Source organism: Pseudomonas sp. P5_B2 (assembly GCF_056400445.1).
Window position 1 is genome coordinate 1 of the sequence record NZ_JBFULH010000021.1, and the last position, 18,623, is coordinate 18,623.

Consider the following 18,623-nt stretch of genomic DNA (forward strand, 5'->3'; position numbering starts at 1 on the left):
GGTAGACCGCTCTGGAACCTTCCTTATGACGAAAACGCATCACGGCTACCGCCATGAATACTGTGATGGCGATGAAAAATATTCCGCTGATGATCAGGGTGATGAACAGGGTTGTGTCTATGGACCCCCAGTTGGAAGCTGCCGGTGTTGCGTGCCATGGCGCTAGTATGTGGAATAGCACTGACGCAATAACGATTAGTATCAAAATAATTGCTATTGCCATGTCCTCTTCATCCTATTCCTGTTGTTCATTGGGTATGCAAAAGCATCGCCACTGACGTCCAAGCAGGGCAGGCAAATACCACCCATCCAGGCGGTAAAGTCTGTAGGAAGTATAGAACCATCGGCTTGTACCGTGAGATCGGCAAGGGAGTTCCGGTTGCCAGCTATACTTGATTTCTGATGACGGACAGCAGAGATCGGCCAGAAGCGACCCAAAGGACGAACCCTGCTCTTGTGTAGTCGTCCGGCATTGAGCGGGAACGATAGCTACCGAGTCCAGCAACCCACATGGGAGGTTTCGTCATGAGTGCCCTGACGATCGAAGGCTGGTGCAAATCCAGCAACACCCAAAAACCCACCCCGATGGGGGAAGTCCATTTCTACGTCGACGGACCTCTCCATCTCCGTCTGGAGCAGGCCGAAATGCGCTTGCAGGAAACCCACGAGCCTGAGGCCATGGTCGATGTCGATATTGCCTCGATGGATTTGATCATGCCCGAGGGATACGCCCCCTTGTCCGACTGTCAAATGCGCGTCTATTTGCACAGAGACCGCGGTCAGTTTCATCTGGTCGGACACCGTTTGAGCGATGGCAGCTTGATCTATACCAACGCGGTGTTGATCGATCAGCTACTGCAGTAGCGGCCAGTGTTTCTCTGCCGCACGATTGAGGCACCGAGTGTCCGATTCTGATTGCAGGCAAAGGGGCCGAACACTGAAGCCGTTGGCTATTTATGCAGCGCCTCCGTAGAACTTTTCCCTATTTATCGGTCTATCTGGACAGGCACATCCGTTTGGTGGCGGGACACCGCAGACTTCCCGTCGCCAAGTGGCCGCACGTCCAATTTCAATCAGAGGTTGTCTTCGTTCATGAAATTCACTGACCCACGGATGGTGATCTTCGGCCTGTTCGCGTGCGCGGCAGTGGGCTCGGCGTCAGCAACACAGATGAAGACCTCAACCCCAGCTTTTCCAACTGAGGTCGCAGCTGTTCAGGCGCCGGCCCAGACTCACGGCAACCCTTGGCCGACCTTGGCCAGTATGGCTGGCAAGCAGCCAGGGCCGTTGCTTGCCCATGATGATCCATATTGGCATGACGACCGTTGGCACGATCGAAGAGACGATTGGCGCCGAGACGACTGGCGTAGAGATAACTGGCGTAGAGATAACTGGCGTAGAGATAACTGGCGTAGAGAGCAGGCCCGCCGAGAGGCCGAACGTCGGCGTGACTGGGACCGCCACCAGGATCGGGCCATGCGGCACCGATACGAGGACGACCAGCGCTACTATCGTCGCTAGTGCAACACGGGATCAGTCCGCAAAAAAGCCCCGCCCCCTTTGAGGGGGCGGGGCTTTATGCATTTCAGAGTCTTGTTCCGAGCGAAGGTTCTTGGTCTGGCAATATCAGCGGGTCTAGCGAACGCCCGCACCCGCCATGGACTCTGGCACCCACTGCGCCGTCGATAGTGCCTCGGTATAGCGAATACCGCCATGAGGGCCTACCACRCCATTGATATTGTAGGTACCGCGCGACAGGTCGTACGTCATGAAAGGGGTGGCATCCGGGACCTGTTGGTCATAGCTCTGACTGAGGAACGCGAAGGAGCCGCGGAAAAGCTTGCCACTCATGTCGTACTGATCGGAGGCCACCGCGGCCCAGGTGTCTTCATCCAGGTAAAAGCGGCGTTTCTGGTAGATGTGCGTTGCGCCGGGCTTGAGGTTGCCCTCGACGACGAAGACGCGGTGTTTTTCCCAGCGCACGAAGTCCGGGGCAATGAAGTTGGGGGTGGTCAGCGACTTGGYATCGGGTGCATAGGTCAGCTTGTAGGTGTTGTAGGGCACGATCATTTCTTGCTTGCCCACCAGCTTCCAGTCGTACAGTTCCAGTGCACGAGCGGTGCCAGGATTCGGAGTGTCGTAGGCCAGGATCGAAATCTGTTTGACCCGGCGCTGGGCTGGCATGTACTGCCAGGCACGCCCAGGACGCTGCAGCGGGTTGGTGGCGTTCTTGAGCATGATCGACTCGCCGGCTCGACGCGCAGGTCCGGTATAGGAAAGTTTCAACTGGTAGTAGAGGTCGGAGTTGCTGATGGGCTTCGTCAGGTTTTCGTAGATCGGGAAGGAGACAAATGCCTCACCGGTCACCGCCAGGCTCGCTACACCCGCCGAGTCGACGCTCCAGGAGTCGTACTTGGAGCGGATGTTGACGCCCTGGTAACGCAGCAGGAAATTCCACATCGCCTCGGCACCCGATTTCGGGATCGGGAACGGCACACCGGGCAATACATTGTCGAAGGCGATCCCACCGTTGAGGGACGTGGCGGCAGTGGCGTTCTTGCGGCTATTGTCCAGTACCGCCTGCGGCAGCGATGCAGTGCGGTGGGTCGGATACACGTCGATGCGGTAGTCGGGATGGCGCTTGGCCAATTCGACGGTGGTGGCCGTCAGCATGCCTTTGTACTGGTCAACGTTCTTGCCATTGATCACCAGCAGCGGTTTCTCGTGCGCATAGGGATCGGGGCGCATGCTGTCACCGGTCTTGAAGCTGGCCGGGGCGGTGGTCAGGCCGCCGCTATAAGGCGGGATGGAACCATCGGCATTACCGGCCTTTTCAGCGCCTACCAACGTCAGGTTGGTGCCGAGTTGGGCGGCTTCCTGACTTGATACGTAGGCCTGTGCGTCAATGGCCAGGGCCATGAGCAGTGGAGTAGCCAGAAAACTTTTCACGAATTTCATATTGTTGTTCTCCTGCTTGGCGTACCAAGCAACTCGTGACGCGGGCGTAGCCGTCGCGTTCGCCTTGTGGGCGATCAACCTGGCTCAATCGCCAGATGCTTTTTTATGGCTCCCATTAAGAAGCCCCCGATTCGGGGGCGCATGTCATTTGACGACATTCGCTTGGCTTTTGATGACAGACCCACTGTTAGTCGGATGTAAGAGAGATTCGGGTTTTATAAGGCCGGTTTTTTCAAGATTGTTTAGCGGCCTTTAGAAACAATGGGTTGGACTGTAGATGTTTATCATCTTGTAATGCTGGTTGAGAACTGACGATCGAATTTATTCGACTAAAGTCTGATTTCCGAACGCCTGGAGCATGGGACACTCGACGGGTGATCGACGTCATCCTGGGTCCCTGCTATTAATCTATGAATGTTCGAGTGTTAATCCTTTTGGGAGCGCGTCATGAGTCCATCCATTCGCATCGGTATTGTCGACGACCACCCGATGTTGCGTGAGGGTGTTGCCAATACGTTGAAAAAACGGGCGGATCTTCAGGTCGTGGAGCAGGGCGCCAATGCGGACGAAGCCAGGGATATTGCGCAGAGGGTGCGACCGGATGTGATGCTGATGGACGTCAATATGCCGGGCGATGTTTTCGCCTCGGTGCGGTTCATTTCCACTGAGCTGCCTGACGTGAAGGTGCTGATGCTGACGGTTTCAGAATCCGAAAATGACGCCTTCCTGGCACTGGAGGCGGGCGCGCGCGGGTATGTGTTGAAAGGTGTCAGCGGACCGGAACTGGTCCAGGCGATCAGGTCGGTTGCCAAGGGTGAGACGTATATCACTCCCGAGTTTGCCAACAAGCTGGTGAACAACATCAAGAAACATGAAGCGGAAACTCAAAAGTTCGATCTGACCCAACGCGAGGAGGAGGTCATTGTTGAAGTTTCAAAGGGGCTGACCAATAAGGAGGTTGCGGAAAAGCTGTTGATCAGCGAAAAAACTGTCAAGCACCACATGGGCTGTGTGATGCAGAAGTTGAACGCCCGAAATCGTGTCGAAGCGGTCACGGCCCTACGGCATTACCGGGAGCGCGAAGCGCTCGGACGGCTTCACATCGGCGCAGGAAAAACACTGACCGATGCCTAGAGTTTGAACTGTGCATTGACCGACGTTCCAGAGGCGCTGGAGTCGATGCTGAAAACCCCGCCCAGCGATTCAACGCGATAACGCAAACCGGCGAGCCCCAATCGGGTTCTGCCGGATGTATCGAGCTGCATGGCATCCGCCGCCATGCCCGGACCACTGTCCCTGACGCTGATCTTTAATACTTTATCAGTGCACTTCGCCTTGATCACCTGTCCCTCGCCGTTGGCGTGACGGAAAGCGTTGTTGAGGGTTTCTTGCACAAAACGGTACAAACAGAGTTTGAGCGGCAGCGGTGCGGCCTTCGGTAGCTGCCCCAGGTTTAAAGTGACCGTGGTGCCGGTCCGTTGCTCGTGCCGTCGCGCCACCAGTTGCAACTCTTCCTTCAGGCTCAAGTCGTTGATTTCCGGAAGTGCCAGACCTCGTGATAAATCGCGGACCTCACGCAATGCGTCGGTGGCGGCGCCGCGTATGGTTTCCAGCGACTCCTGATCGACAGCCGAGCAGTTTTCGACCAAGTCGTCGAGCCGGATCAGAATCAAGGTCAGTAACTGCGCCGGCCCATCGTGCAGGTCTGCACCAATGCGCCGCAAGGTAAGTTCGTTGATCCGGGAAAACTCCTGGGTCGCCGTCGCCATCTTGCGCTGGAGTTCGGCATTGCTGATGTGCAAACGGGTTTGCTCCTGCAGCCGTAAGTGCAGTGCCACTTGTTGGCGCTGGATAATCTTGTCACCACGTCGCACGATGAAAAAAAGCAGCGTCAGCATGGCCAGCGTTGCAGCGCCAACAACCCCCCACACCTGCTGTCGGACACGATTGATCTCGCGCTTGAGGCTTTCGGCCTTTTCATAAAACTCGCCCACGGCGATGACTTTATCGGAGCTTGAATCCCGCAGGGGCGCGTAGATCTCATAGAGCGGAATACGGAGCTTGCGCTCGTGCTCGTTCTCATCCTGACTCAGCTCTTCAAGGTCGGTCACCACTTTGCCCTTGAGTGCCTCGCCTACGTGCTCCATTGAGAATTTTTTATTGATGATGGATTTGTTGGTGCTGTAGATCACCGTGCCATCCGCCCGCCAGATCTTGATCGAGACAATGTGCTGTTTTAGCGCATGACTTTGCGCGAGGCGGTCCAGGGCCTGGATGCTTTCAGCCGAGAGGCTGTTGTCCCGGCTCAACTCCTGCACATAGGGCTCTAGAAACGTATACATGTACTGAGCGGCGGCTTCTGCCGCGCTATATACCGCGGCTCTTTCTATTCGATCGCTCACCAGTTTGCCGACGGAGAACATGGTCAGTCCCAGGATCACCGCCGCGGCAATGACAAACTGGGTGGAGCGACTCAGGTCGCGCGCCCGGCCCCTGATCCGTGTGCGCCAGATTCCATTGTGAACGGGATCGAAAACAGGGGCTGATTCGACCAGTGCCTCAGTCTCCTGAGCGATAAAGGACTCGTTTTTTGAGTCGGGTTTAGCATTTTTTACCATCGATTTAGTCCTTGATCATCGTGATAAGTCGGTTGGAAACGATCTTTATAGCCCGATTGGGCGTCCGTCGATTAATCCTGAATTGATGATCCGCAGGCTGATCGTAGGCTATTGCTACGACATTCGCTCACCGTCAGCAATGCCGTTGTCGCAGGAACTTCAAGGAGCTGGCCAGGTCAGTACGAGCGCTGAATTGGATATACCGAGCAGCGACGGTGCCTGTGCCGTCTAATATCAGCCGAGTCCGCCCCTGATGCCAAACAAGAGTTTTCTGCCGGGTCTTATCCTGGCGTTCTGCGCCGTCGTGTCGCTTGGCTCGTTTGGCGCCGAGCGAAGCGCGCCCTCGCAAAGTAACAGTGCATCAACCACCTTGATCGAAACTGCCTCGCGGCAGTATGAAAATGGTCAGTTGGACCAGGCGGCTGCCACGCTGGAGCGTGCCCTGCATATCCAGCCGAATAATCCCGCGACGCTGCATTAYCTCGGCGTGTTGCGTCTTCAGCAGGGGCAGTACCAGCAGGCTGAAACATTGGCGGCGCGTTCGAACCTGCGGGTTGGTCGCAACGTAGAGTTACGCAACCGTAACTTCCAATTGATCCAGGCGGCGCAGCAGGCCAAGGCTTCTGGTACTTCACCCAACGCCAAGGAGGACTTGATCGCCGTACAGAAAGGGCTCGAAGAGGAGGCCCAAAGGCGCCGCGAAGCAGAAATGGCCGCGGCTGAACAATCCACTCCGGACATTGGGCTCCAAAAGGCGGAGTTGATATCGGACTCTCTTCCGGCTGGCAGGCCACGGTCCGAAGCAGCGTTGCAAGTGGCTTCCGTCACCCCGCCCCCCGCGGACGATGAGGTTGAAATTCCCCGCGGCCATTGGCCGCCCCCGGGTAAATGCCGAATCTGGTTTCCCGATCGCCCGCTTGGGCATCAGCCCGCACCCGGCAAATGCAAGAAGCTGCGACATCGGGTTCCGTCAGGGGCTTACCTTGTGCGCGGGTGAGCTTCTGAGTATGGATCTTTCGTTTAATAAGTTAACTAAAAGGTTATGAGCTAATAACTTTGTATTTATAGCTTTTCTCCATGTTTTGTATGAACTTTGTTATATGGTCCTCCTTATATCTTTAGAATGATTTGTGATTAGTCACGGGTGCTTTTATGTCTTTATGATCTGTCCCACAACTACTCGTGAGACAGGAGGTAGCTCGATGGCCATTCAAATTAAACCCGTCGCTGGTCGAATTGGCGCACAACTGGAAGGCGTGAAATTAGGCAGAGACATCAGTGCTGAAGATTTCGAATTTATTAATCAGGCACTGCTGAAATATAAAGTGCTGTTCTTTCGCAACCAACATCTGGATGACGCCGAGCACGAAGCTTTTTCCCGGCGCTTCGGTGATCAGGTACCGCATCCAACCGTGCGTTCTGCTGAACAAAGCGCCGCCATTCTGCACCTGGACGCCAAGGAAACCCGCGCCAACTCCTGGCACACCGATGTCACCTTTGTTGCCAATTACCCGAAAATATCCATCTTGCGCGGTGTGGTTATTCCACCATATGGCGGCGATACAGTGTGGGCCAATACCGCGGCGGCCTACGCCGATTTGCCCGAGCCATTGAAACAACTGGCCGATAGTTTGCGCGCGTTGCACACCAACTTATATGACTATGCGACACCGCGTAATACCAGTGAGGCGGGCCTCAAGCGTTATCGCGAGCAATTCACTGCTGAAGTTTACGAAACCGAACATCCTTTAGTGCGGGTGCATCCGGAGTCGGGTGAAAGAAGTTTGTTGTTGGGACACTTTGTCAAACAAATACAGGGTGTAAGCAATAGCGATTCGAAACAACTGATTCGCCTGTTCCACGACCGTATTACCCATGTCGACAACACCGTGCGCTGGCGCTGGGAGGAGGGCGATGTGGTGATCTGGGATAACCGCGCCACGCAGCACATAGCGATCAACGACTACGGCGATGCCCAGCGCATCGTGCGCCGGACCACCATCGACGGTGATGTGCCGGTCGGGGTGGATGGTCGCTTGAGCCAGGCGCTCAAGCCAAGCCCGGATACCCGCTCGCCGAAAACCGAAGCCGACAAAAAACACCTCGCCGCCTGACAAGCGAGCCTCATGGACACAAGGAAGGTTGTATATGGAACTCAAAGGTCTTGCCCTGTTTCTCAAAAGCAGCATCGCTGCAGCACTGGCTACGGTTCTTGCGATACCCCTCGCCCAAGCCGATGTATTGCGCATTGGTGTAGCGACAGCCGGCGGCGGTGACCCGGTGACGTTCAGTGGTTCGCCCCTGGGCATCGTGCGCAATCAGCAACTGCTGGAGAAGGCTTTTGCTGGCACCGGGACCGAAGTGCAGTGGTTCTTTTTCAAGGGGGCGGGCCCCGCAGTAAACGAAGCCTTGTCAAACCAGCAACTCGACTTCGCCTACCAGGGCGATCTGCCCGCCGTCGTCGGGCGCTCCAATGGACTGGACACCAAACTGCTGGCCGCACTGGGCGTACGGGCCAATCTTTATCTGGCCGTTCCCAAGGGGTCTGACATCAAAAACATCGATGACCTGAAGGGCAAGAAGGTAGCGATCTTTCGTGGAACCAACGGCCATCTGGTGACGATCAATCTGTTGGCCGAGCATGGTCTTACCGAGCGCGATATCAAGGTCATCAACCTTGATACCGGCAGCACTCAGGCTGCATTGGTTTCCAATGGGGTAGATGCCGCATTCGGCGGTCGCGAGTTGTTCAAGCTGCGCGATAAAGGCCTGATCGACATCGTTTACGACAACCCCACTCAGGATGTGCGCTACACCCGGCAGACCGCACTAGTCGTTCGGGGTGCCTATGAAAAAGAACATCCGGACAACGTGCAAAAAGTCGTCGACACACTGGTGGATGCAGCGAAATGGACGTCGGAGGACAGTAATCGCGACGCGGTCTTCACGGAATGGGCCAAGAGTAATGAGCCGGCAGAATCACTGCGCGCCGACTTTACCGGGGTCGCCATCAGGGACAGAGCCTCGCCTCTGGTCGACAACTTCTTGTTGAGCCGCTATCAGGCCGTGGCGGATCAAGCCAAGGAAGAAAAGCTCATCCGTCGTCCCGTCAGCATCGATGGCTGGTTCGAGACCAGCTATTTGCAAAAATCCCTCAAAACCAAAGGGCTTGAGAACTTCTGGACGCCTTACGGTCCGGATGGCAAACAGCCGGCGGGTAATGCGGTAGCGGCCGCGACCAGCAAGCAAGGGAGCTAGGCAAATGGCCAGGGCACAGACCGTCAAACTGGAGCAGTACGGGGCGCCGGGAATTTCTGGCGATAACGTCAAACGTTTGCCACCGTCACCGGCCCGTCCAGTTCGCAAGATTGAAGTGCGGCGCCAGTCAGCCTGGTCTGTCAGTCTGGTGGACAAGGCCTTGCCCTGGCTGTTGCCGCTGGTGTTGCTGGGCTTATGGTACCTGGGGGTGGAGCGCGGCTGGCTTTCAGAGCAGGTGCTTCCCCCGCCAGTCTACGTCTACCAGACCTTGTCGGACCTGGTCACCAGCGGTGATCTGTGGCTGAACGCGTCCGCCAGCGTGCAGCGGGTGGTCGTCGGATTTACCTTGGGCGCCTTCCTCGGCGTGGCTCTGGGCCTGGCGATGGGACTGTCCAGGACTGTCGAGGATTTTCTCTTGCCGACCTTCAACGCATTGGTGCAAATACCGGTACTCGGCTGGTTACCGTTTGCCCTGTTGCTGTTCGGTATCGGCGAGACGCTCAAGTACGTGCTGATTGCCAAGGCAGCCCTGGTGCCGATCACGCTGTGTACCTTGCAGGCTTTTCGCCAGGCACCCAAAGGGTTGTTGGAAGTCGGCCGGGCCTACGGTTTCAGTCGTCGGCAAAGCGTCACTTCCATCGTTTTGCCTGCGGCTATCCCGACGCTGTTTACCGGTTTGCGCCTGGGCTTCACCAAAGCCTGGTTATCGCTGGTCGTGGTCGAGTTGGTGGCATCGAGCGAGGGGTTGGGTTACCTGATCGTTTACGGGCGTCAGCTGTTTCAACTGGACCTGGTGATGGCGGCCGTTGTGGTGGTGGGTGCGCTTGGTCTGCTGATAGACCGTGGTTTCGATTACGCGGAGAAACGCCTCAATCGTGGTCGACCAACTGCCGGGGGGCGTCTGTCATGAGCGCGATCTTGTCAGCACGTAGCGGAAGCCACCGATATCGCGGTTGGGTCTTGCCCATTGCCGCCATTGCCGTGTGGTGGCTGTTTTCGAACCAGGGCTGGAGTCAATCGGGGTTGTTCGTTTCGCCAGAAAAAGTGGCGGCAACGGCGTGGGATCAAATCACCTCGGGCAAATTCTGGCGAGCCATTTCCGCCAGCCTGGCACGCAACCTCAGTGGCTTTTTTATCGGGACCACGTTGGGCCTGGTACTGGGTTGCCTGTTGGGCTTGTCGCGGCATTTCGAACGAATAGTCGGACCGAGCTTCAATACCTTCAAGCAAATATCGCTGTTCGCCTGGATCCCGTTGATCTCGGTGTGGTTCGGCCTGGGCGATGTGGCCAAGGTGGTGTTCCTGTCATTGGCCGCACTGGTGCCGGTGGTGGTCAATACCTGTGACGGTTTGCGCAACGTCCCGCCCAACCTGTTGGAAGTGGCGCGGGTGTACGGCTTCACCCGTTGGCAAACCATCATCGGGGTGATGCTGCCCGCCGCGTTGCCGTCGATTTTTACCGGGCTTTACCTGGCGCTGGTCTATTCCTGGCTGGCGACCATCGGCGCTGAATACCTGTTGGTATCGGGGGAGGGGATCGGCAACACGCTGATTGATGGCAGCGAACATTTCATGATGGACCTGGTGTTGTTTGGAATGGTGATTATCGGCCTGGTTGGCTGGGGCCTTAACGCAGCGGCCCGGACACTTGAGCGGCGGATGCAGCGCCTGTATGGCATCGCACCTCGTTGATTGGCACTTTCAAAAGGATCGCAACATGCTCAACAACAGCCTGACCCTGGAAAACATCAGCAAGCGTTTCGCTTCCCGACCGGGTAGTTCGACGCAACTGCAAGTACTCGACAACATCCAGCTCGACATTGCGCCTGGCGAGTTCATCAGCATCGTCGGCGCCAGCGGCTGCGGAAAATCCACGCTGCTGCGCTTGATTCTTGGCCTGGACGAAGAATACGACGGGCGCATCCTGTTGGATGGCAAACCCATCGAAGGCACTGGCCTGGAACGCGGCATCGTGTTTCAGGATCACCGGTTGTTCCCTTGGCTCAACGTCGAGCAGAACGTCGCTGTCGGGCTCAAGAATTCACCCCTGAGCGCTGCGCAGAAACGCGAGACCGTACGCGAGCACATTGAACTGGTCGGCCTGCAAGACTTTATCGATGCCTACCCGCATCAGATATCCGGGGGCATGGCGCAACGTGTGGCGATAGCCCGCGGCCTGGTCAATCGACCGAGCGTGCTCTTGCTGGATGAACCGCTGGGTGCACTCGATGCCTTGACCCGTGCGCGCCTGCAGGGCGAGCTGCAAAACATCTGGGCCAAGGAAAAAATCACCATGATCCTCGTCACCCACGATGTGGATGAGGCGGTATTCCTGGGCGACCGCGTGGTGGTGATGCAACCGAATCCTGGCCGTATCCGGCGCATTCTCGACATCGATCTGCCGCGCCCGCGCAACCGCAGTGACAGCCGCTTCATCGCCCTGCGCGACGATGTGCTGAGCGATTTCGCCGAGCTGCACTGAGCCTTCGCGCCGCACGCAAGCTCATATTTTTATGCCTGCTTTTTTCAAGGAACGGGAAATGTCCGAACGTCAGCTCAGCCTCAACTTATTCATCTACCCGAACGGCCATCACGAAGCCGCCTGGCGTCACCCGCAATCGGTGCCGGAAGCTTCCATGGATATCGGCTATTACCAGCAACTGGCACTACGTGCTGAACGCGAGAAGCTTGATGCGATTTTCTTCGCTGATTCGCCGTCACTGGCCGAAAGCGGGCGTGAAGGTCTGCGCATTCGTTTCGAACCCATTACCTGGCTGGCGGCCATTGCCGCAGTGACCCAACGCATCGGCCTGATTGCCACGGCCAGCACGACCTACAGCGAGCCTTACAACCTGGCCCGTTCGTTCAGTGCGCTGGACCACCTCAGCAAGGGCCGCGCCGGTTGGAACATCGTCACCACTTCCATGGCAGCTGCCGCCGCCAATTTTGGCCTGGACCAACATCCGTCGGCTCATGACCGCTATGCCCAGGCCGAAGAATTCGTGCAGGTGGTCGGTGACCTGTGGGACAGCTGGGAGGACGATGCGCTGGTGCTGGACAAGACGTCCGGGGTGTTTGCCGACAGCGACAAGGTGCATTCAATCAACCATGTGGGCACGCACTACAAAGTCAAAGGTCCATTCAATTCGCCGCGCTCGCCACAGGGGCGTCCGGTGCAGGTGCAGGCCGGGTCTTCCGAGGATGGCCGTGATTTCGCCTCTCGGCATGCCGAAGCGATTTTCACTGCGCACCAGACCCTGCAAAGCGCGACTGAATTCGCCAACGATATCCGTGCCCGGGCAAAGGCGGTGGGGCGCGATCCTGGCCAGCTGAAAATTCTCCCGGGCATCAGCCCGTACATTGGCAGCACCGAAGCCGAAGCCCAGCGCAAATTCGACGAGCTCAACGATCTGGTGCTGCCGCATGTTTCGCTCGGTCAATTGCGCCGCATGTTGGGAGTTGATCTGTCCGGTCACGATCTGGATGCGCCATTCCCGCGCCACCTGGTCAATTTCGACAGTAGCGAGAGTCAGTCCAGTCGCTTCAAGCTGATCATCGACATCGTTGACCGTGAGAAGTCGACGCTGCGCCAGCTGATCAATCGCCTGGCTGGTGCGCGCGGGCATTGGGTGCCGGTCGGTACGCCGGTGCAGATTGCCGATCTGATTGAGCAGTGGTTTCGCAGTGGCGCCGCCGATGGTTTCAATGTGATGCCGCCAGCGTTCCCCGAGGGCTTTGACGTGTTCCTCGATGAAGTGCTGCCGATCCTGCGCAAGCGTGGGCTGTTTCGCCATGAATACGCGGGCAGTACGCTGCGCGAACATTATGGTTTGAGTCGCCCGGTTTCGCGTTTTGCCCAGGCGCCCACCGCAACGACTTTTCCGTTGCGCAGCGCAGTGCAATCGATTCCATATCCTGTTTGATCTCGTTCCGGGCTAAAGCTGTATCAGCGGGAGAGCGCCTCAAAAGACTGTTGAGGCGCTCTCCCGTTGACGTTTTGTTGAAGACTCAGTGAGAGACAATCGGTGCCGTCACCGACTTGCCGAGCGCCGAGGTAATGGTGATGGTCGGGTTAGGCGACGGGCCACTGCCGGTGGTCGTGACCGATATCCGCCAGCGAGCGCCGGTACCGATCGGGACCAGGCTGGCCGTGCCAAGGTTCAGCGGGCCCGTGGTAGTCGAGGCTGTCGCTGTGATGGTGTTGCCCGTGCCTCGCGAGGTGGTGCCGCTCAGGTCCCACGTGTAGCGGCTGTTGCTGCGGGGGGTGACCACCGCGCTCGTGACCACCAGGTCTTCATTGACCGCCGCCGGGGCGGATACCGCCACGGATACCGTCGCCGTATTCGACACCGCATCCTTGGCGTCGCTGGCGTTATAGGTGAAGGTCGCGGTGAACGGCCCTGGGATGGTGGCTGGAGGGGTGTAGATCACGCGCACACCGTCGGTGCTGACGATGCCTTTACCCGAATCCGGCTGGTTCAGGTCCACCACTTTGAGCGGCAGATTACCGTCGGGGTCAGTGTCGTTGGCCAGCACGTTGATGGTCACCGGCTTGCCGGTGTTGCTGATGGCGCTGTCGGGGTTAGCCACCGGTTTTTGGTTATCGCCTTCGTGATTTTCGTCATCGCCACCGGTGCGGAAGGTCGGCAGCGCTGCGGAGGCCACGTAAGTGACACCGTCCCAGCCGGGCAGGGGCGTTGGCATCAACTGGAACTGGCCGGGATGTTCGATATCCCAGCGTAGCAACATGGACGTGTCTTCGTGCTGGGTGTTGTGGCAATGCTCGACGAACGTACCGGCAAACTCACGGAAGTGCAGCGCTACGTCAATTTCCACCGAACTGTCGATCTCCGCACCAATGCGATAGACATCCTTGCGCGCCCATTTTTCCCATTCCGGTGGTGCTTTACCGTCGCGGCTGAGAACAACGCCTTCCTCGAAATGCACGTGCACCGGGTGGCTCCAGCCGTTACCGCCGTTCTTGATTTTCCACACTTCGAGGGTGCCATCGCCGGAGAACCCGGCGTCCGTCGGACCGTTGGCCAATTGCGGGGCGGCGCTGATCCGGCGAGGGTCCATGGCGTAGCCGAAACCCCCGTCAGTCTTGACGGTCCAGGGGGCTTCGTCGGTGCCATCGGAGCGACCAAAAATGAACTCGCGATGCCGCGCCACCTTGAGTTTGGCCTGGTCGGTGACGCTGTCTCGGTCGATGGTCAGCGGGATCATTTTCTTGCCGGCCGCTTTGCCCGGTTTGGCGGGTTCATAGTCAGCCGGGTTCATGCTCACGTCCTGGCCGGTGTAAGGTTGCACCAACAGTTGCAAGAACTTGCCCACCACCGGGTCGCCCTTGTCCCATTTCGGACCATTACTGGTTTGCTTGATTTCGGCCTTGTACTCCTCGGACAGCACCTCGGCCAGGCTCACTTCCTCTGTCTGCGGGCCCTTGCCGGTCTCGTGCTCCATCAGGTTGACGAAGTACAGCTTGTCGCCGGGCTGGATGCCGTGTTTCGCGAAGTTGATGATGATGTCGTAACGCTCGGCGATCGCCTGTGTCGGCAGGATCGCGTTGTGCCTCTGTTTATCACCGTCGCCGTCAAGGTCCATGCTGCCGTCGAAGGGTATGGCATGTTCCATGATGTTGCCGTCATTGCCGATCATATGAAATGGCACGCGGTTGTAAGAGACTCCTGAGCCGGACGGGCCACGGAATTCGCCACCGGTACCGGCAACTTCACGCACCACGGCAATCTTGAAGTAGCGCGACACCGAGCCGTTGAGAATGCGGAAGCGATAACTGCGTGCGCGCACTTTCAGGCGCGGCTCGTACTGCCAGTTGACCAGCATCTGGTCGCCAAGAAAGCCGTCGGTGTTGAACGGGTTGAACCACAATTGACCGTTGGCGTCCCAGGCCTTGTCCGCGAGCACCAGATTGACGTCGTAGTCACGGTTGCCCCAAGGCAACGCCGAACCGCTGGGCAGGCGCAGGTTGACCCCGTCTTCCTGTGCTTCGTTGCCGCGATCCAGGGCGCTGTAATAATTCATCATCACCGCGTTGCCCTTGTAGACGTTTTGCGCGGTGAAATCGAGCATGTGGTCGTGGAACCAGTGGGTGCTCATGGTTTCACGCCAGTCGCCACGGATCTTGATGGTGCCGTTGTCGCATGTTTTCAGGCCGGGACTGGCGTCGTTGACGAAGAGTTTTTCGCCCGGTGCACAGGGGAAAGCCGCACGTGGATCATGGGCATCGGTGTTGATGGTGTCGTAACCGGCCAGTTGCAGCGGCCAGCGATAGTCGTAGTACTGCCCCGGAAAGAAGAAGGCGTTGGTGTAGCCATCGCTTTCAGCCGGGGAGTGTCCGTTGTGCTCGTGGGTGCTGATGGTGTGCAGGCCGAAACCCATATTGGCCGCCGGGTCGATCGGCAAGCCGTTGTAGTGCCGCATCAGCACCGGTTGGCCGTACCGCACCATCAACAGTTTTGCTGGAAAGGTGCCGTCGAAGGTCCACAAAGCGTTGTGATTTTGCAGCGGAAAATTGGGGTGGAAGCGTGTATCGATGCCTTTGGTGGTGCCCGTCGTGGTCGGGATGTCCGAGGTCTGATAATAGAGCCCACCCGGCCCGAATTCACCGGCCGCGTAGTTGTGCAATTGCCGGCGGTCGCGCATGCCTGTGTTGATCCGAGCGCCCACTTGCACGGTTTTGTAGGCGACCTGCGGGTAGAACTCGTTCCAGCGCTGGTGGGACCAGCCTTTCCCCGGTGGCCGTCCTTCGGCGGGCGAACCTACTGGGTGACGATTGAGGAAGGCTTCGATCTGCGCCTTCCACGGATTGCGGTCCAGTACGTTGGAGAACTGCGATGGGAACGGGAACAGGCCGGGCTGGCGCATGAACGCATCCAGCGCGGCACCTGCCGGGGCGCTGCGAGCGACGCTGTTCGGGTCCTGCGCAGGCGCGGGGCCGACGGTGGGGACGGGGAAGGTCAGGGGTGGCGCAGGGATCGTCGGGTCGAGTTTCTCCGTGCCGAATTCCTCGAACAACAACAGTTGCTGGGTAAAGGGCAGCGCCCCGAATAAGGGGCTGGGTTTACCGTTGGTAGGGAAGTTGTATGAGGTCTGCACACTCGGCGGCAGCACATTGTCTACAAGCGGCGTAGCACGGTCGCCATACACGCCATTGGGCAAGGCCAATGAGCCCTGGTTGGCCTCCGGCATTGCTTCAAGGGCGTCCATCGCCGCTTGGGGGTCGGCGGGCGGATTGTTATAGGCCGAAGGGTCCGTGGGTGGTGGCGGACTTACATCATCAAGCGGTGCTGCGCCGACCTTGGCCAGACTGAAGAAAATGACAGCGCCTACGCCGCATTTCCTAAAGAGATTCAGCGAATTGAACGCAGATGCCGTCTTTTTCATTGTATTCCCCATGCTTCTTGCCAAATGGCGAATGCTGCCGTGCCCAACGGAAACGACAGTTACTGCACTGCCAAGGGGTGTGGCAAAAATCGGGCCATCGGTAAAAATGAGGAAAAAAGTCTGATTTATTAAGGAGTTGTTTGGGAGTGTTTCTCAAATGAAACAATTAAGGGTGGGGGATATTCCTCTAGATAGGTGGCATTTTGCCTAATTGGGTGTGGCGCAACCCAATTTAGGTAATGGACATTCGCTTTCGTCCGGTGAACGATGTGTCATCGTACAACATGGGAGAATGCTCAGAAGCCTCGAATACCGTTGTTAATGACCGATAGACCACATGGATTGAGGGGCTGCAGCTACCGATTTCTGTAAGAAATCGAAATGTTCACAAGCCATCCTCTTCAAGACCAACGGCTATTTTTGATATTGACAGCCCAACATGTAACTAGATATAAATGGCACAGTTGTACGACGACAGACGATTCATCGACTGATCATGCCAAAAAATAAAAAGAGTGTCGGCCCCATCATGAAATCAACTTGCGTACTCATCCCCCTCAGCGTCGCTCCCTCTGGTCTGATCTTGTCTGCTTGCGCGCCCGCACAGTCAGTTCCGTCGCAGGCGACCGTCCCGCCAAACCCCTGCTAGTACTCGCAACACGCCAACTCCAGCCACCAGCAATTGCACGGCGCGCAATGCAACCGGCGGCGGGGTACAGCATAAGTTGATCGCAAAACCCGGCTGAACCTGACCAGCCTTGGCGCGGAATCTTCGCGTTTTGGCGATGCTCTACGACACAATTGATCTCGCTTGAAACCGAGAGATCATCACCACAATCCAATAATAAAGTGATGCCATGAATCTGAACGAGCCCATCAATGCGAATGTGCAACGTGTTGGCCAAGCGGTTGGCAAATACCGCTGGACGATCTGCGCGTTGCTGTTTTTTGCCACGACCATCAACTACCTGGACCGCCAGGTACTGAGTCTGTTAGCGCCGCAACTGTCGACGCAGTTTGGCTGGAGTAACACCGACTACGCCAACATCGCCTCGGTTTTCCAGTTTGTGTACGCGATTTCCATGCTGTTTGCTGGTCGCTTCGTCGACAAGATCGGTACCAAGAAAGCGTATATCTGGGCGATCGGCATCTGGTCCACGGGTGCAATCATGCACGCCTTTGCTGTGCCAATGGGTGAGGGCATTGGCGCCCTGAGCAGCGCGCTCGGCCTTGCCGTCATTCCGGTCTCGATTGCCGGTTTCATGCTGTCTCGCGCGGTGCTGGCGATTGGTGAAGCGGGTAACTTCCCGATCGCGATCAAGGCCACCGCAGAGTACTTCCCGAAGAAAGAACGTTCCTTCGCCACCGGTATCTTCAACTCCGGTGCCAACGTGGGCGCGGTCCTGGCGCCGATCTGCGTACCGTTGATTGCGGCTCTCTGGGGCTGGGAAGCGGCCTTTATCGTGATCGGCATGCTGGGCTTCGTCTGGGTCGCCGTCTGGATTGCGGTCTACCAGAAGCCGGATCAGCAAAAGCGTCTGTCGGCTGAAGAACTGGCGTACATCCGTAGCGATGAACCTGTGCAAGTGGTCACCCCGCAAGTGTCGGGTGTCGCTGCCAAAAAAGTCTCGTGGTTCAAGTTGCTGACCTACCGCCAGACCTGGGCTTTCGCCTTCGGCAAGTTCATGACCGACGGTGTGTGGTGGTTCTTCCTGTTCTGGCTCCCGACTTACCTGTCGGCACAATACGGCATGAAGGGCGCGGCCATCGTGGCACCGCTGGCCGTGTTGTACAGCTTGACGATGATCGGCAGTATTGGTGGCGGCTGGTTCCCGAGCTACTTCATGAAGCGCGGCGACAAGCCGTATGACGGTCGCATGAAAGCCATGCTGGTGATCGCGCTGTTCCCGTTGGTGGTATTGCTGGCGCAGCCATTCGGTTACATCAGCTTTTGGGTCCCTGTGTTGCTGATTGGCGTTGGCGCATCGGCGCACCAGGCGTGGTCGTGCAACATCTTCACGACGGTGTCCGACATGTTCCCGCAAAAAACCATCGCTTCGGTGGTCGGCATTGGTGGCATGGCCGGTGGCTTGGGCGGTGTGGTGATGACCAAGGTCGGCGGTTATGTGTTCGACTACTACAAATCGGTCAACGACATTCACACCGGCTACATGATCATGTTCGCTATCTGTTCGGTAGCCTATCTGGTGGCCTGGAGCGTGATGAAACTGCTGGTGCCACGCCACAAGGAAATCACTGATCTGTAAACAGCGATCAGTGCAATAGAAGGCCCCGTCCCGCGAAAGTGGGACGGGGCTTTTTCGTTTCAGGCATCTGATCCGTATTTTCCCGAGCCATCTGCCTCTGTTATGTACTCAGTTGCGA

The 18,623-nt window shown here is 57.4% G+C and carries 13 protein-coding genes and 2 pseudogenes; 11 read left to right on the forward strand and 4 right to left on the reverse strand.

Translation table 11 applies throughout. The features are described 5' to 3' along the window. Nucleotides 1-223: pseudogene (locus AC1DRJ_RS04330) on the reverse strand (cytochrome B); the annotation flags it as partial. Nucleotides 224-525: 302 nt separating this feature from the next. Here AC1DRJ_RS04330 and AC1DRJ_RS04335 point away from each other — a divergent pair. Beyond that, a complete protein-coding gene (locus AC1DRJ_RS04335; RefSeq protein ID WP_477801002.1) occupies nt 526-864 on the forward strand; it encodes a hypothetical protein in 339 nt (112 codons plus the stop codon). A gap of 771 nt (nt 865-1,635) precedes the next feature. On the opposite strand, the gene AC1DRJ_RS04340 is transcribed toward AC1DRJ_RS04335, so the two are convergent. Continuing rightward, the gene (locus AC1DRJ_RS04340) at nt 1,636-2,958 is read right to left on the reverse strand and encodes a DUF1329 domain-containing protein (protein ID WP_477801003.1); all 1,323 of its coding nucleotides are present in this window, start codon (nt 2,956-2,958) and stop codon (nt 1,636-1,638) included. A 447-nt stretch (nt 2,959-3,405) separates the two neighbouring features. Between AC1DRJ_RS04340 and AC1DRJ_RS04345 the strand changes: the two genes are divergently transcribed. After that, a complete protein-coding gene (locus AC1DRJ_RS04345) occupies nt 3,406-4,092 on the forward strand; it encodes a response regulator (RefSeq protein ID WP_477801004.1) in 687 nt (228 codons plus the stop codon). Here AC1DRJ_RS04345 and AC1DRJ_RS04350 read toward each other — a convergent pair. Beyond that, the gene (locus AC1DRJ_RS04350; protein WP_477801005.1) at nt 4,089-5,576 is read right to left on the reverse strand and encodes a sensor histidine kinase; all 1,488 of its coding nucleotides are present in this window, start codon (nt 5,574-5,576) and stop codon (nt 4,089-4,091) included. The two genes, AC1DRJ_RS04345 and AC1DRJ_RS04350, sit on opposite strands and share 4 nt — an antisense overlap. A gap of 46 nt (nt 5,577-5,622) precedes the next feature. Here AC1DRJ_RS04350 and AC1DRJ_RS04355 point away from each other — a divergent pair. From AC1DRJ_RS04355 to AC1DRJ_RS04390, 8 genes and pseudogenes are all read left to right on the forward strand, one after another. Beyond that, nucleotides 5,623-5,706, forward strand: a pseudogene (locus AC1DRJ_RS04355) (transposase); the annotation flags it as partial. 123 nt (nt 5,707-5,829) lie between these two features. Beyond that, nucleotides 5,830-6,573: a tetratricopeptide repeat protein gene (locus AC1DRJ_RS04360; protein WP_477801006.1), complete on the forward strand. Its 744-nt coding sequence runs from the start codon at nt 5,830-5,832 to the stop codon at nt 6,571-6,573. 205 nt (nt 6,574-6,778) lie between these two features. After that, nucleotides 6,779-7,690: a TauD/TfdA dioxygenase family protein gene (locus AC1DRJ_RS04365; RefSeq protein WP_477801007.1), complete on the forward strand. Its 912-nt coding sequence runs from the start codon at nt 6,779-6,781 to the stop codon at nt 7,688-7,690. A gap of 34 nt (nt 7,691-7,724) precedes the next feature. Next, entirely contained in the window at nt 7,725-8,834 is a 1,110-nt protein-coding gene (locus AC1DRJ_RS04370; RefSeq protein WP_477801008.1) for an ABC transporter substrate-binding protein, read from the forward strand. A 4-nt stretch (nt 8,835-8,838) separates the two neighbouring features. After that, nucleotides 8,839-9,744, forward strand: coding sequence for an ABC transporter permease (locus AC1DRJ_RS04375; RefSeq protein WP_477801009.1), 906 nt, complete (start codon nt 8,839-8,841; stop codon nt 9,742-9,744). Next, complete coding sequence (locus AC1DRJ_RS04380; protein WP_477801010.1) at nt 9,741-10,526, forward strand: ABC transporter permease; 786 nt, start codon at nt 9,741-9,743, stop codon at nt 10,524-10,526. The genes AC1DRJ_RS04375 and AC1DRJ_RS04380 overlap by 4 nt, the downstream gene beginning before the upstream one ends. A 25-nt stretch (nt 10,527-10,551) precedes the next feature. Next, complete coding sequence (locus AC1DRJ_RS04385) at nt 10,552-11,316, forward strand: ABC transporter ATP-binding protein (RefSeq protein ID WP_223517564.1); 765 nt, start codon at nt 10,552-10,554, stop codon at nt 11,314-11,316. Between the two features lie 58 nt (nt 11,317-11,374). Next, nucleotides 11,375-12,757 carry an LLM class flavin-dependent oxidoreductase gene (locus AC1DRJ_RS04390; RefSeq protein WP_477801011.1) on the forward strand — a complete coding sequence of 461 codons (1,383 nt, stop codon included), beginning with the start codon at nt 11,375-11,377 and terminating at the stop codon, nt 12,755-12,757. A gap of 85 nt (nt 12,758-12,842) precedes the next feature. Here AC1DRJ_RS04390 and AC1DRJ_RS04395 read toward each other — a convergent pair whose 3' ends face one another. Then, complete coding sequence (locus tag AC1DRJ_RS04395) at nt 12,843-16,238, reverse strand: Ig-like domain-containing protein (RefSeq protein WP_477801012.1); 3,396 nt, start codon at nt 16,236-16,238, stop codon at nt 12,843-12,845. Between the two features lie 857 nt (nt 16,239-17,095). On the opposite strand from AC1DRJ_RS04395, the gene AC1DRJ_RS04400 reads away from it, so the two are divergent. Further along, nucleotides 17,096-18,505: an MFS transporter gene (locus AC1DRJ_RS04400; protein ID WP_477801013.1), complete on the forward strand. Its 1,410-nt coding sequence runs from the start codon at nt 17,096-17,098 to the stop codon at nt 18,503-18,505. Nucleotides 18,506-18,623 lie beyond the last annotated feature (118 nt).

Coding starts and splice junctions, on each gene's coding strand:
- AC1DRJ_RS04335 (WP_477801002.1), top strand. CDS start 526: ATGAGTGCCCTGACGATCGAAGGCTGGTGCAAATCCAGCAACACCCAA.
- AC1DRJ_RS04345 (WP_477801004.1), top strand. CDS start 3,406: ATGAGTCCATCCATTCGCATCGGTATTGTCGACGACCACCCGATGTTG.
- AC1DRJ_RS04350 (WP_477801005.1), bottom strand. CDS start 5,576: ATGGTAAAAAATGCTAAACCCGACTCAAAAAACGAGTCCTTTATCGCT.
- AC1DRJ_RS04365 (WP_477801007.1), top strand. CDS start 6,779: ATGGCCATTCAAATTAAACCCGTCGCTGGTCGAATTGGCGCACAACTG.
- AC1DRJ_RS04370 (WP_477801008.1), top strand. CDS start 7,725: ATGGAACTCAAAGGTCTTGCCCTGTTTCTCAAAAGCAGCATCGCTGCA.
- AC1DRJ_RS04375 (WP_477801009.1), top strand. CDS start 8,839: ATGGCCAGGGCACAGACCGTCAAACTGGAGCAGTACGGGGCGCCGGGA.
- AC1DRJ_RS04380 (WP_477801010.1), top strand. CDS start 9,741: ATGAGCGCGATCTTGTCAGCACGTAGCGGAAGCCACCGATATCGCGGT.
- AC1DRJ_RS04385 (WP_223517564.1), top strand. CDS start 10,552: ATGCTCAACAACAGCCTGACCCTGGAAAACATCAGCAAGCGTTTCGCT.
- AC1DRJ_RS04390 (WP_477801011.1), top strand. CDS start 11,375: ATGTCCGAACGTCAGCTCAGCCTCAACTTATTCATCTACCCGAACGGC.
- AC1DRJ_RS04395 (WP_477801012.1), bottom strand. CDS start 16,238: ATGAAAAAGACGGCATCTGCGTTCAATTCGCTGAATCTCTTTAGGAAA.
- AC1DRJ_RS04400 (WP_477801013.1), top strand. CDS start 17,096: ATGAATCTGAACGAGCCCATCAATGCGAATGTGCAACGTGTTGGCCAA.